Consider the following 13,751-nt stretch of genomic DNA (forward strand, 5'->3'; position numbering starts at 1 on the left):
AAAGGAACAGGAGAGACGAAGCATGACCCGATGAGGGCCAGACGAGGTGAATGCCCGCGGCCCTCTGTTGCAACGAGGAGGAGAACGACATGACCACGACACGCCGACGTTTCGTTCAGGGCGGATTGGCAACCGGCGCGCTCGTCGCCGCGCCGGCCACGATCCGCGCCCAGACCACACCAACCGCGGCCCGCACCATCCGCACCGTCCTGCATGGTGATCTTCGCGTCTTCGATCCGATCTGGACCACCGCGAACATGACCTCGTACCACGCAGGCATGGTCTATGACACGCTGTTCGGCGTGAACGACAAGTTCGAACCGCAGCCGCAGATGGTCTCGAAATGGTCGCTCTCGGACGACCGCAAGACCTATACGTTCGAACTCCGCGACGGCCTGCGCTTCACCGATGGCACGCCGGTCACCGCCAAGGATTGCGTCGCCTCGATCCGGCGCTGGGGCGCACGCGACGGTGGCGGCCAGCACATGATGGCGCGCCTCGCCGATACGCCGGTGAAGGACGACAAGACCTTCCAGATCGTGATGAAGGAGCCCTACGGGCTCGTGGTGGAATGGCTCGCCAAGGCCGCGACCAATGTCTGCTACATCATGCGCGAGAAGGAGGCCGGGACCGATCCGAACCAGCAGATCAGCACCATCCTCGGCTCCGGCCCGTTCCTGTTCAACGAGGGCGCGGTCGTCCAGGGTCAGCGCTACGTCTACGACAAGAACCCGAACTACGTGCCGCGCTCGGAGCCTGCGGTCTTCACCTCGGGCGGCAAGGTCGTGAATGTCGACCGCGTGGTGTTCGAGAACATCGCCGACGAGGCGACCGCGATCGCCGCGATCCGGGCCGGCGAGATCGACATGATCGAATACCCCAATGTCGACCTGCTCGACTCGCTCGCCGGCGAGAAGGACATCAAGCTGGAAGTACTGAACAAGCAGGGCCAGCTCGGCTGGTGCCGCGTCAACTGGCTCCATCCGCCGTTCAACAACGTCAAGGCCCGCCAGGCCATGCTGCACCTGATCCACCCGACCGAGGTGATGAAGGCGACCTTCGGCGACGAGAAATACTTCCGCGGCTGCTCCTCACTGTTCGGCATGGGCACGCCGATGGAGAACGACGCCAATATCGACTGGTTCAAGACGGCGCCGGACATCGAGAAGGCCAAGCAGCTCGTCAAGGAATCCGGCTATGACGGCCGCCCGGTCGTGGTGCTGCAAGCAACCAACATCGCCTATATGAACAACGCCGCCAACCTGGTCGCGCAATGGATGCGCCAGGCCGGCTTCAACGTCTCGCTGCAGGCCTCCGACTGGGGCGCCGTCGTCACCCGCCGCGCCGTCAAGGCCGCGCCGGACCAGGGCGGCTGGAACGTGTTCTTCACCTCCGGCTCGGTCAACGCCTTCGGCAATCCCGTCTCGCTCAGCGGCCACGCGGCCAATGGCGAGAAGGGCTGGTTCGGCTGGCCGAGCGACGAGAAGCACGAGCAGTTGCGCGACAAATGGGCCAGCGCCCAGTCGGATGCCGAGCGCAAGCAGATCGCTCGCGACATCCAGCAGAACGCCTGGGATTTCGTGCCGCATGCGTATTTCGGCCAGTGGTTCCAGCCGGCCGCCCTGCGCAATCTCACGGGCCTGATCGGGATGCCCGAGCTGATCCCGTTCTGGAACGTCAAGAAGGGCTGATTTCAGCTCTCGTCGCGAACCCATCCACGGAGTCCGCCCCTCGGCGGGCTCCGCTTGCCCAGCCGTCTTCAGCTGATCGTGCCGGCGGCGCGAGGGCGAGCACGCGATACCGTGCCCGAGCGGGGCCTGCCGATCGTCCCGCACCAGACAAGCAAGCCGACGGAGGACGACCGACGCAATGCTGAGTTATCTCGTACAACGCCTGGCATCGACCCTTCTTGTGATGACGCTGGTCGGCATCTTCGTCTTCCTGCTGCTGCATCTCTCGGCGGGCGACCCCGCCGCCATCATCGCCGGCGACTACGCCACGCCGCAGCAGATCGCCACGATCCGCCAGCGACTCGGTCTCGACGATCCGCTGCTCGTCCAGTTCGGACGCTGGGCGCTGCGCGTCGTGCAGGGCGATCTCGGCGTCTCGATCTTCACGAGCACCCCGGTCTCGGCCCTGATCCTGCAGCGCCTGGAGCCGACCTTGTCGGTCGCGGTGCTGACGATGATCTTCGCGGTCTCGATCGCGGTCACGCTCGGCGTGCTCGCCGCCTGGAAGGCAGGCCGGCCGGTCGACCGCCTGCTGATGGGCTTTTCCGTGCTCGGCTTCTCGATGCCGACCTTCGTGGTCGGCTACTGCCTGATCTATGTCTTCGCGATCGAATTGCGCTGGTTGCCGGTGCAGGGCTATCGGCCGATCATGGACGGCATCGGCCCGTGGTTCCTGCATCTCGTGCTGCCGACGATCACGCTCGGCCTCGCCTATGTCGCGCTGATCGCGCGCATGACCCGCGCCTCGGTGCAGGAGGTGCTGGAAGAGGACTATATCCGCACCGCCAATGCCAAGGGTGTTCCGGCGCGAACCATGCTGATGAAGCACGCGCTGAAGAACGCCGGCGTGCCGATCATCACCGTGATCGGCATTGGCGTCGCCCTGCTGATCGGTGGCGTCGTGATCACCGAGACCGTGTTCAACATCCCCGGCATCGGCCGCCTCGTCGTCGATGCGATCTCGAAGCGCGACTATCCGATCATCCAGGGCGTGATCCTCGTCTTTTCAGGCGTCTATGTGCTGATCAACCTCGCGGTCGACCTCTCCTATTCCCTCATCGATCCCCGCATCCGGCATTGAGGAGGCGAGACCGATGACCGCAATCGATACCTCGACCGTCCCTGCGCCCGCCCCGGGCAACCGTCTGATTCGCTTCGGCCGGTTCGCGCGCCGCAACCCGACGATGCTGATCGGCGCCGCCATCCTGATCTTCTTCGTCACCGTCGCGATCATCGCGCCGCTGATAGCCGGCGATCCGATGCTGAAGCTCCCAACGCGGCGTCTGCAACCGCCCTCCCCCGAATTGCGCTTCGGAACCGACCAGCTTGGCCAGGATGTCTTCGCACGCACCGTCTACGGCGCCCGTGTCTCGCTGATCGTGGGCCTGAGCGTCGCGACGATCTCGATCCTGATCGGCCTGACGATCGGGCTCTTCGCCGGCTATTACCGCCGCTTCGACGCCATCGTCATGCGCCTGATGGACGGCTTGATGGCGATTCCCGCGATCCTGCTGGCGATCGCCATGGTCTCCCTGAACCAGGGCAGCATCGGCATCGTTATCGCGGCGATCTCGATCCCGGAACTGCCGCGCGTCGTCCGGCTCGTCCGTTCGATCGTGCTCAGCGTCAAGGAACTGCCCTTCGTCGAGGCTGCGCGCGCCTGCGGCGCGAAGACACCACGCATCCTGTTCCGGCACATCATGCCGAGCACGATCGCGCCCTTGATCGTGCAGGCGACCTATATCTGCGCCTCGGCGATCCTCGTCGAAGCCTCGCTGTCGTTCCTCGGCGCAGGCGTGCCGCCGGAGGTGCCGAGCTGGGGCAACATGATCGCATCGAGCCGGCTCTATCTCGCCCGCGCGCCCTGGACGATCTTCTGCCCGGCAATCGCGCTCGCGCTTGTCGTGCTGGCGGTGAACCTGCTCGGCGACGGCTTGCGGGACCGTCTCGATCCGCGGCTATCGCGGCGGCTGTAGGCTTAAGCCCAGACTGCACGCCGGGCATGCATTCGCACGCCCGGCGAATCTCCGGCACCGCGCTATGCTGCCCTCGCCATCGATGGCGATAAGAAGCTGGGAGCCTGCCGGGATGAACCGACGCGACACGATCAAACTGGCGCTTCTGCCGACGCCGTTCGAGCAACTGCCTCGCCTGTCGCAGGCGCTCAGCCGCGACGGCAGAGGCCCGTCAATCTGGATGAAGCGCGACGACTGCACCGGCTTCGCCGGCGGCGGCAACAAGGTGCGCAAGCTCGAATACCTCGTCGCGGAGGCCCTGAAGCAGGGCGCCGATACGCTCGTCACGATGGGCGCGATCCAATCCAACCATGCCCGCCAGACCGCCGCGGCAGCCGCCCGTAACGGTCTGGCCTGCGTGCTGCTGCTGACCGATTCGGTGGCGAATCGCAGCGAATCCTACCGGACCAACGGCAACTGGCTGCTCGACCAGATTTTTGGAGCCGAGATCCGTCTGCTTCCAGCCGGCGGGGATGCGACTGCCATCGCGAACGAGGCGGTGTCCGGCCTGACCGCGCAGGGTAAACGCCCCTATTTCATCCCGGTCGGCGGCTCCAATGCACTGGGCAGCCTCGCCTATCGCGACGCCCTTCTGGAGCTGGCCAGGCAGGCGAAGGCCGACGGTATCGGCATCGACCATATCGTCGTGCCGACGGGGAGCGGCGGCACCCATGCCGGCATCCTCGCCGGCGTCGAGGATGCCGGGCTTTCCTGCCGCGTGCAGGGCGTCAGCGTCTCGCGCTCGTCCGAGCAGGCGGGTGCCATCGTGTCCGGGCTCGTGAACGACATCTACGCGCTGGAAGGCCGGCAGCGGGGCCAGCAGGTCGCTCTTGAGATCGATGATTCGCAGGTCGGCCCCGGCTACGGCCAGCCGACGCCGGCGATGATCGAAGCGGTCGAGCTGGTCGCGCGGACGGAAGGCATCCTGCTCGACCCCGTCTATACCGGCAAGGCGATGGCCGGACTGATCGCGCTGGTCAGGGGCGGTACCATCGGCCCCGACGAGACGGTCGTTTTCTGGCATACCGGCGGCGCGCCGGGGCTCTACGCCTATCCGGAAGTTTTCCAGGGATAGAGACGACGGCGCGACAGACCGTCATTCTCGGGCGAAGCGTAGCGTAGACCCGATAATCTCCAGTAAGAAGAGGCACTTGTCCTTCCAGAGATGCTCGGGTCAAGCCCGAGCATGACGGCTTGCGGTCCCCTCATTCCGGGCTCCCAACGAGGTGTGGACAGCGTCCCTCGGAGCGTGTCGAGAGAGCCTCTTCGGAGGCGCAGTTTACACTCTGTTAACCATTTTCTCGATACACCGAAGCAACCGAAAATTTACCAAGATAACCGACGTGTTAACTCAACCCCGGCCCATCCGCCTCAAGGGGCGGTCCTATCTTGCGCTGACGCTGACCCCGGAGCTGCCCTTCGAGGACTGGCTGGCGCGGCTCGACGATCTCGCCTCGCGCTCCGCCGGGTTCTTCCTGCGGCGCCCCGTGGTGCTCGACATCACCGGGCTCGAGATCGACCGGGCGCAGCTGCGGACCTTCGTCAGCCAGCTCGGCTCACGCCAGGTCAGGATCATGGGCATCGAGGGCGCCTCGCCTGCCCTGCTCGGCTCCGATCTGCCGCCGGCCATGGCCGACGGGCGCCCGACCTCCGATTTCGAGCCTCCGGCCGCCGCGGCCGAGTCTGCCAAGGCCGATGTTGCCGTTGCCGAGCCGGTCGTCCCCGACCTGCCCAAGACCGTGCCCTCGATCATCGTGACGCAGCCGGTCCGCTCTGGCCAGTCGCTGGTCTTCCTCGAAGGCGACGTCACCGTCATCGGCTCGGTCGCCTCTGGCGCCGAAATCGTCGCCGGCGGCTCGATCCATGTCTACGGCACTCTGCGCGGGCGGGCGATGGCCGGCACGATGGGCAATGCGGCGGCGCGCATCTTCTGCCGCAAGCTCGAGGCCGAGCTGATCGCGATCGACGGCTACTACAAGACGGCCGAGGACATGGGCCCTGAATTCCGCGGCAAGCCCGTGCAGATCTGGCTCGACGGCGAAGCGTTCAAGGTCGAAGCGCTCGCCTGAGGCGAAGGCATCAACAATCATCAAGGAGCGGTCAATGGGCAAGGTCATCGTCGTCACATCGGGCAAGGGCGGCGTCGGCAAGACGACATCGTCGGCCGCGCTCGGCGCCGCGCTCGCCCAGGGCGGGGACAAGGTCGTGGTCGTCGATTTCGATGTCGGCCTGCGCAATCTCGACCTGGTCATGGGTGCCGAGCGGCGCGTGGTCTACGACCTCGTCAACGTCATCCAGGGCGAGGCCAAGCTCACCCAGGCCCTGATCCGCGACAAGCGGGTCGAGACGCTCTACCTGCTGCCGGCCTCGCAGACCCGCGACAAGGAGAACCTGACGGCCAAGGGCGTCGAGGCGGTGATCGGTGCGCTCAAGGTGAATTTCGACTGGGTCATCTGCGACAGCCCGGCCGGCATCGAGAGCGGCGCGACGCTGGCGATGCGTCATGCCGATATCGCGATCGTCGTGACCAATCCGGAAGTGTCCTCGGTGCGCGATTCAGACCGGATCATCGGCCTGCTCGATTCCAAGACGGTCAAGGCCGAGAATGGCGAGCACATGGAGAAGCACCTGCTGCTGACCCGCTACGACCCGGCCCGAGCCGAGCGTGGCGACATGCTGAAGGTCGACGACGTCCTCGAAATCCTGTCGATCCCGCTGCTCGGCATCATCCCCGAGAGCATGGACGTGCTGCGCGCCTCCAATATCGGCTCGCCCGTCACGTTGGCGGACCAGGGCAGCGCGCCTGCCGTGGCCTATTTCGACGCCGTGCGCCGGCTCAAGGGCGAGGCTCTCCCCGTCTCGGTCCCCGGCGAGAAGCGCGGCTTCTTCGGCAAGTTCTTCGGAAGGAAGGCGGCATGAAACTGCTTCGTCTCTTCTCCCGCCCCCGCTCGGCTCCTGCCGCCCGGGAAAGGCTGCAGGTCCTGCTGGCCCATGAGCGCGCCAGCAATGCCGGCGATTCCGATCTGCTCGGCAAGCTGCGCGACGAAATCCTGCGCGCGATCTCCAAGCACATGCAGATCGACGACGACAAGGTCAGCGTCCGGATGGAGCGCGGCGCCCAGGTCTCGACGCTCGCCGTCGATATCGAGGTCCCCTTCGACGCCGGCAAGAAGGCGGCCTGACGGCCGGACATTCCCTCGGGCGTGCGACGGCTCTCAGCCGTTTGCGCGCCCGATGATCGCGTCGACCTCGTCGCGATCGATGCGGCGTCGATCGGACAATCGCCGGGCGATCGCTGCCTGGGCCGCCAGCATCGCCGGGCGATAGAGAATGGCCGTCGCCGCGTTGGCGCAGCGGGCCCGCAGCCCAGCCTCATCCGGCGGTTGCAGCAGCGCGATATAGGGCATCATCTGCTGGAGATCGTCCTCATGGGAGGCGATCGCACCCGGATACCATTTCAAGCCTTCCTCGTTCCAGTAGATCATCTCGCCGCAATACCCGGCGGACAGGATCGTGATCTCGACCTCCGCGCGCTGGAGATCGATCGGATTGCCGCTCTGGAAGCCTCGGCTGTAGGGCTCGAAACAGGTCTCGCCGGAGGACCCATAAGGCGGCCGCAGCCAGGCATGCGTGATGTAGCGCCGGTGATGCCAGCCGACGACAATATGGCCGGCTTCATGAAAGGCGCAGGCGGCGCGCCGGATATCGGCCGGGATGTCGCTGAGAATCGGCATTCCGACTGACTGTCACCGGCAGCAGCTTTTGCGCAACCGCAACGTAAGCCGATCGTCAGGGTTCGCTGCCTGGCGCGCCGGTTTCCGGGAGCAGCCCGCTGCCGTGCCCCTCGACCAGGATCTCGACGAAACGCGCCGCCAGACGGGCCAGGGGCCGGCTCCGCACCGTCATCAGGCATATGGTGATCGGCAATTCCGGCGTCACATCCAGCCTGGCCAGCCCCTCGAAGCGCTGAGCCTGCGTCAGCAGGCTGTCGATCAGGATGACGTCGCCCTGGCGCGCCAGCAGATGCGCAGCGGAAATGCTGTAGGGCACAGTCATGAACGGAGCATAGTCGAGACCCGCCTTTTCATGAGCGCGCGCGATCAGCCAGCCCAGCGGCGATTTCTCACGATCGAAGCAGATCAGCCGGTGCTCCCGAAGCTCGGGCAAGCTGACCCGGCCGCGACGCGCCAGCGGATCGTCCGCGCGAACGAGGGCGATGATCGAGGCCTGGGCGAAAGGCGTCAGGGCGATGTCGTCGGTGACGCGCGGCGAGAACATCACGCCGAGATCGGCCGCGCCCTTCGACAGCTCCGTCGGTGCATCGCCCATGATCAGCTCGATGCGGGCCTGGGGATATTCCGTCACCAGTCGCCTGATCGCCTGCGCGATGAGCCCCTGGCCGATGCTGGGCGTCGAAGCGATCCGCAGCGGCAAAGCGCGCCCGGACCGCAGATCACCGACGGCTTCGCGCAAGATGTGCCATTCGTCCTCGACATGGCCCAACGCCGACATCAGGCCGCGGGCCTGAGGACGCAGGACGAGGCGACCGTCGCTGCGATCGAAGACCGGGATGCCGAGGGTCGCCTCACTGCGGGCGATGATCTTGCTGACGGCCGATTGCGTCAGATGGAGCTGGCGCGCGGCCTCGACGGTGGTGCCGCAACGATCGACGGCGCGTAGCACCGTCGCATGAGACGGCGTCAATGCCTTCATGCGCCATCTCCCACGAGATGTTCGAGCAGGACGTGCGCCGCAGGGTCAAGCGGTGCGCCGTCGCGGTGATGTGCAAAGGCCGTGACGAGAGGGCTGTCGTCGAGCGGACGCACCGCCAGCCCCTGCGTCAGGCCGCTGCTGATGACGAAGCCGTCGACGACGGCGATGCCGACGCCCTCGCGCGCCAGATGGCAGGCACTGTCCGTATGGCGCACGGTGATCGCGATCCGGTCGGACAGGCCGGCTCGCCCCAGCGCGTCCTGAAAGCTGTCGGCCAGACTGATGCCGTCAGGCCCGTAGCTGATCAGGCGCTGGCCTTCGAGATTATCGCGCGCCAACCGGTCATGGCCGGCGAGCGGATGAGCCTCGTCGAGCACGCAGACCAGCGGGCTGCAGCGCAGCACGATGTCGCGCAATCCTTCGGTCGCCATCGGGCCGTAGGAAATCGCGAGATCGACCTCATTGGCGCTGAGGTGGTCGCGGACATGGTCGAACATCACTTCGACGGCGGCTCGATCGGCCAGGTCACGGCGTGCGCCGGCGATGGCCGGCGGCAGGATGCTGTGCGCCAATCCCGGCACCGTCGCGATCCGCAGGCGGTCGGCCATGCCGACGCGGATCATGTCGGCTTCGTGGTGCGCCCGGCGCAGGGCCCCGAAAGCCGGGCGCGCGAGCCGATTCAGCTCCAGCGCCTCGGGCGTCGGCGTCAGCCGGCCCTGGACGATCGCGACGAGGCTGAGATCGAGCTCCCTTTCGGCAAGACGCAATGCCTTGATCACGGCGGACTGGCTGACACCGAGGGCCTGGGCCGCTTCACCGGTGCCGCCAAGCCGAACGAAAGCATCGATCACCTGCAGCGCGCCGAGCCTCATCCAGGCTATTCCGTTTGGTTGATAGACTTGCCGAATGTTTCATTTGCGAGACTAGGCACGCCCGTGGGAGGTTGCAAGCTGCCGCCGGCAGAGCGGCCAAGATCAGGGGATCTCCATGACCACGTTTCGCTCCATGGCATCGGCTGCCGCGCTCGCGCTTTCCATCCTCGGCCCGTCTCTGACCATCGCGCCCTCCAGCGCCTTCGCGCAGGGCGTTCTCAAGCTGGCGCAGACGCAGGACCTCGTCTCGCTCGACCCGATCGCGACCAGCGACAACCCGTCGATCTATGCGCAGCTCCTGATCTACGACACCTTGCTGCGCCCGAGCACGGATGCCAGCAAGCTGGAGCCCGGCCTCGCCGAAAGCTGGACGGTCAGCGATGACGGCCTGACCTACAGCTTCAAGCTCAGGCAGGCGAAGTTCTCGGACGGCACGCCCGTCACCGCCGCCGACGTCGCCTTCTCGCTCAAGCGCGCCGGCAGCGACGCGTCGAGCTGGAAGCGCTTCTTCTCCGGCATCGACGCCATCGAGACGCCCGACGAGCGCACGGTCGTGCTCAAGCTCAAGACCGTGTTCACCCCGCTGCTCAACAACCTCGCCCTGTTCTCCTCGGCGATCCTGCCGCAGAAGGCGTTCGAGGCCGCTCCCGACAAGTTCTTCGAGAAGCCGATCGGCTCCGGCCCCTTCACCGTCGCGGCCTGGAACAAGGGCCAGGCGCTCTCGCTCAAGAAGAACGCGCATTACTGGCAGGCCGGCAAGCCGAGCCTGGACGGCGCCGAGATCATGGTCCTGCCCGAGGGCAACAGCCGCGTGCTGAAGCTGCAGGCCGGCGAGATCGACGCCGCCCTCGAGATCCCGCTCAACCAGATGCAGAGCCTCGGCCGCGCCGGCACGATCAAGACCGCCGTCGCCAACGTGCTGCGCACCGATTTCGTGCTGCTGAACACCAAGAAAAAGCCCTTCGACGATGTCCGCGTCCGCCAGGCGCTGAACTACGCCATCGACAAGGAAGGGCTGGTCAAGGCGCTGCTCTACGGCGCCGGCAAGGTCGCGAACTCGCCGATGCCGCTGATGGCCTATGCCGATCCCGACCTGAAGCCCTATGCGCATGAGGTCGCCAAGGCCAAGGCGCTGCTCAAGGAAGCCGGCTATGGCGACGGCTTCAAGACCTCGCTGCTGGTGCATTCCGGCCGGCCGCTGCATCGCCAGCTCGGCCAGGCGCTGCAGAGCGCGCTCGCGCAGATCGGCGTCACCGCCGAGATCCGCCTCGTCGAAGGCGGCACGCATTGGTCGACCACCAAGGCCGGCGACTACGAGATGGCCGTCTCATACGCCTCCAGCGACACGATCGACCCCGACCAGATGGCCGGCTTCCTGATCGTCAACCCGGAGCGCGCCAACGCCTACCACACCGAGTGGAAGAACGAGCGCGTCAACGAGCTCTACGCGAAGGAGCGCGCCACCAAGGACGGGCCGGAGCGCGGCGCGATGTTCAGGGAGATGGTCAAGCTCTCGCATGACGGGGCGCCGTCGATCTTCCTCTTCTATCCCGGCACGCCTTACGCCTATCGCAGCAATGTCAGCGGGTTCGAGGTATTGCCGACCGGCAATTTCCGCCTCGAAGACGTCAAGATGAAGTGAGGACGGGGCATAAAGTGAGGACGGGGCGGCCTCCGGCCGCCCTGCCCCCAGGCCCGCTGCCATGCTGACCTATATCCTCAAGCGGCTCGTCCAGCTCATCCCGGTGCTGTTCGGCATCACGCTGGCCTGCTTCTTCCTGCTCAGGGCGTTGCCGGGCGACCCGGCGACGCTGCTGCTCGGCGCCCGCGGCGGGGCGGACGAGATCGCTGCGATGAAGCAGCGGCTCGGGCTCGACCTGCCGCTGTGGCGGCAATATCTGCTCTTCCTCCACGACATCCTCTCCGGCAGCCTCGGCCGGTCGGTCGTCTACGGCCAGCCGGTGATCTCGCTGGTGCTGGAGCGCCTGCCCGCGACGCTCTGGCTCGTCGCCTACTCGACCGTGATCGCGGTCGTGCTGACGATCCCGCTGGCGCTGTGGTCGGCCGTGAAGCGCGATCGGGCGCCGGACGTGCTGGTCAAACTCGTCTTCACGGTGCTGCTCGCGATCCCGTCCTTCTGGCTCGGGCTCGTGCTGGTCGTCATCCTCGCCATCTGGGTGCCGCTGTTCCCGACCTCGGGCTATGGCACCGGCCTGTTCTCGCGCCTGCATCACCTGACGCTGCCGGCCTTCGTGATCGCGCTGGCGACGGCTTCCCTGACGATCCGCAGCCTGCGCAGCGGTATCCTCAATGTGCTCGGCTCGGACTATGTCACCACCGCTCGCGCCAAGGGCAACGCAACCGGGCGCACCATGCGCGTTCATGTGCTGCCGAACGCGCTGATCAGCTCGATCTCGGTGCTCGGCGCCCATACCAGCTGGGTGATCGGCGGGACGGTGGTGATCGAGACCGTCTTCGCGTTGCCCGGCCTCGGCTCGCTCTTCGTCGAGTCGATCTTCGCCCGCGACTACCCGATGATCCAGGGGCTGACGATCGTCTTCGCCGTGCTGGTGGTCCTGATCAACCTCGCGACGGACATCGCCTATGCGCTGGCCGATCCGCGCATCAGGCTGGATTGAAGCGATGAGCAAGCGCCGCCTCGATCCGACGCTCCTCGTCGGCCTCATCATGCTCCTGCTGCTCGCCCTGCTCGTCGGGCTGGGCCAGGTCTGGACGCCGCACGATCCCTTCCTGGTCGATTACGGCAATACGCTGCAGCCGCCCTCCGCCACACACTGGTTCGGCACCGACGATCTCGGCCGCGACGTTGCCTCGCGGGTGATGGCCGGCGGGTTGGTCGATCTGCGGGTCGCGCTCATCTGCGTCATGGCCCCGGCGCTGCTGGGCATCGCGATCGGCGCGCTGGCGGGCTTCGTCGGCGGACGGGTCGACACCGTGATCATGCGCATCACCGACATCTTCTGGGCCTTCCCCTTCCATGTGCTGGTGATCGCCATCGTCGGCGTGCTCGGGCCGGGCGAGGCCAATCTCTATCTCGCCTTCCTGCTGGTGAACTGGATCTCGTTCGCCCGCATCACGCGCGGTGAGGTGCTGGTGCTGCGCGAGCTCGAATATGTGCAGGCGGCGCGCAGCTTCGGCTCGACCGATACCCGCATCATCGCCGCGCATATCCTGCCCAACGCCGTGACGCCGTCGATCGTCTACGCCATGGCCGATGTCGTGCTGACGATCCTCGCCGTGACCTCGCTCTCCTTCCTCGGCCTCGGCATCCAGCCGCCGACCCCGGAATGGGGGCTGATGATCGCCGACGGACGCCAGTTCATGTTCGACGCTTGGTGGATCGCGACCGCTCCCGGCCTCGCCATCATCTACACCGGCGTGACCTTCGCCCTGATCGGCGAGGGACTCGACACGGCCTTGCGCCCCAAGGGCTGACCCATCTCCCCGATGACCTGCTTCGCGAGACGACCATGAGCTTCTTCACCGACAGTTCCGACCTCAAGCGGATCGGCGCCCTGATCGAGGCCCATGCCGCCCCGGTCTACGCGGCGCGCAGCGTCCCCTTCACGCAGTTCGCCTATGTCCTGACCCGGCCGGCGCCGGAACTCGGCGGGAAGCCCGAGGGCGCCGCTCTCCGGCCGGACTGGCGCGCCTATCCCTGCTCGCTGGTGAAGGTGTTCCACCTCGTCGCCGCGCAATTGCGGCTGGAGGACGGGCAGCTCTCCGCCCATGGCGAGCTCGACCGCGCCATGCGGGACATGATCCTGTGGTCGTCGAACTCCGCGACGAACTACATCATCGACCTGCTGACCGGCACGACCGGCGATACGCTGCTGAATAATGCCGAGATGGATGCCTGGTGCCAGCGCCGCGAGGAGATCAACCGGATCTTCGCCGGGCTGGGCTGGCCGGAACTCGCCGGCATCAATCTCAACCAGAAGCTGATGGACGACCTGCGCTACGGCCGGGAAAAGATCGCGCTCGACCGCTCCGCCGCCGGGCACAATTGCCTGACGCCGATCGCGATGGCGCGATTGATGCACGAGATCTTCAGCGACTCCGCCCTGCTGCCGCCGGCGCGCCTCGCCGTCATCCGCGACCATCTCGCGCGCGATGCCGATCATCCCGAGCGGGGTCGCGGCGTCTATCAGCTCCTCGGCTATCTCGGCGATGCGCTGCCGCCCGGCACACAGATCTGGTCCAAGGCCGGCCGCACGCGCTGGCTTGGCGACGACCGCGCCTCGTTCCGCCGGCATGACACGCTGCGCGCGATCCTGCCTGCCGGGCAGGAATTCCGGCTCACCGTCTTCACCCAGGGCGAGGCCATCGCCGAGGACGAGAGCTTCCTGCCGGCGATCGGGGCACTGGTGGCAACCGAATTATCGCAAGCCTGACGCCGC

General features: G+C 66.5%; 14 protein-coding genes. 11 read left to right on the forward strand and 3 right to left on the reverse strand.

The window, feature by feature from the left end; translation table 11 throughout:
* The first annotated feature begins 89 nt into the window (after positions 1-89).
* The 7 genes from AC1RLU_RS22940 (at position 90) to minE (ending at position 6,927) form a co-directional block, all read left to right on the forward strand.
* Positions 90-1,691: an ABC transporter substrate-binding protein gene (locus AC1RLU_RS22940; RefSeq protein WP_492798434.1), complete on the forward strand. Its 1,602-nt coding sequence runs from the start codon at positions 90-92 to the stop codon at positions 1,689-1,691.
* Between the two features lie 178 nt (positions 1,692-1,869).
* A complete protein-coding gene (locus AC1RLU_RS22945) occupies positions 1,870-2,811 on the forward strand; it encodes an ABC transporter permease (protein WP_061968957.1) in 942 nt (313 codons plus the stop codon).
* Positions 2,812-2,824: 13 nt separating this feature from the next.
* Positions 2,825-3,706 (forward strand): ABC transporter permease, encoded by an 882-nt coding sequence (locus AC1RLU_RS22950; protein WP_492798436.1) that lies wholly within the window; start codon positions 2,825-2,827, stop codon positions 3,704-3,706.
* 112 nt (positions 3,707-3,818) lie between these two features.
* Positions 3,819-4,820: a D-cysteine desulfhydrase family protein gene (locus AC1RLU_RS22955; protein WP_492798438.1), complete on the forward strand. Its 1,002-nt coding sequence runs from the start codon at positions 3,819-3,821 to the stop codon at positions 4,818-4,820.
* Positions 4,821-5,079: 259 nt separating this feature from the next.
* Positions 5,080-5,814, forward strand: coding sequence for a septum site-determining protein MinC (minC, locus tag AC1RLU_RS22960; protein ID WP_492798597.1), 735 nt, complete (start codon positions 5,080-5,082; stop codon positions 5,812-5,814).
* Positions 5,815-5,848: 34 nt separating this feature from the next.
* Complete coding sequence (minD, locus tag AC1RLU_RS22965; protein WP_061968962.1) at positions 5,849-6,664, forward strand: septum site-determining protein MinD; 816 nt, start codon at positions 5,849-5,851, stop codon at positions 6,662-6,664.
* Positions 6,661-6,927, forward strand: coding sequence for a cell division topological specificity factor MinE (gene minE / locus AC1RLU_RS22970; protein ID WP_492798441.1), 267 nt, complete (start codon positions 6,661-6,663; stop codon positions 6,925-6,927). Before minD ends, minE begins: the two co-directional genes overlap by 4 nt.
* A 33-nt stretch (positions 6,928-6,960) precedes the next feature.
* Here minE and AC1RLU_RS22975 read toward each other — a convergent pair whose 3' ends face one another.
* Genes AC1RLU_RS22975 through AC1RLU_RS22985 form a run of 3 tightly spaced genes read right to left on the reverse strand, consistent with a single transcriptional unit; the run spans position 6,961 to position 9,330 of the window.
* On the reverse strand, positions 6,961-7,479 hold the full coding sequence (locus AC1RLU_RS22975) for a hypothetical protein (RefSeq protein WP_091858634.1): 519 nt from the start codon (positions 7,477-7,479) through the stop codon (positions 6,961-6,963).
* A 55-nt stretch (positions 7,480-7,534) separates the two neighbouring features.
* Entirely contained in the window at positions 7,535-8,458 is a 924-nt protein-coding gene (locus AC1RLU_RS22980; RefSeq protein ID WP_492798443.1) for a LysR family transcriptional regulator, read from the reverse strand.
* The gene (locus AC1RLU_RS22985) at positions 8,455-9,330 is read right to left on the reverse strand and encodes a LysR family transcriptional regulator (protein WP_492798444.1); all 876 of its coding nucleotides are present in this window, start codon (positions 9,328-9,330) and stop codon (positions 8,455-8,457) included. The genes AC1RLU_RS22980 and AC1RLU_RS22985 overlap by 4 nt, the downstream gene beginning before the upstream one ends.
* Before the next feature lie 115 nt (positions 9,331-9,445).
* Here AC1RLU_RS22985 and AC1RLU_RS22990 point away from each other — a divergent pair, with 115 nt between their 5' ends.
* The 4 genes from AC1RLU_RS22990 (at position 9,446) to AC1RLU_RS23005 (ending at position 13,745) form a co-directional block, all read left to right on the forward strand.
* Positions 9,446-10,972 carry an ABC transporter substrate-binding protein gene (locus AC1RLU_RS22990; RefSeq protein ID WP_492798445.1) on the forward strand — a complete coding sequence of 509 codons (1,527 nt, stop codon included), beginning with the start codon at positions 9,446-9,448 and terminating at the stop codon, positions 10,970-10,972.
* A gap of 61 nt (positions 10,973-11,033) precedes the next feature.
* Positions 11,034-11,969, forward strand: a complete 936-nt coding sequence (locus AC1RLU_RS22995) for an ABC transporter permease (protein ID WP_142114589.1) — start codon at positions 11,034-11,036, stop codon at positions 11,967-11,969.
* A gap of 4 nt (positions 11,970-11,973) precedes the next feature.
* Entirely contained in the window at positions 11,974-12,786 is an 813-nt protein-coding gene (locus tag AC1RLU_RS23000) for an ABC transporter permease (RefSeq protein WP_492798446.1), read from the forward strand.
* Positions 12,787-12,821: 35 nt separating this feature from the next.
* Positions 12,822-13,745, forward strand: a complete 924-nt coding sequence (locus AC1RLU_RS23005; protein ID WP_492798447.1) for a serine hydrolase — start codon at positions 12,822-12,824, stop codon at positions 13,743-13,745.
* Positions 13,746-13,751: the final 6 nt, after the last annotated feature.

The organism is Allobosea sp. GW822-FHT05A11 (genome assembly GCF_058800455.1).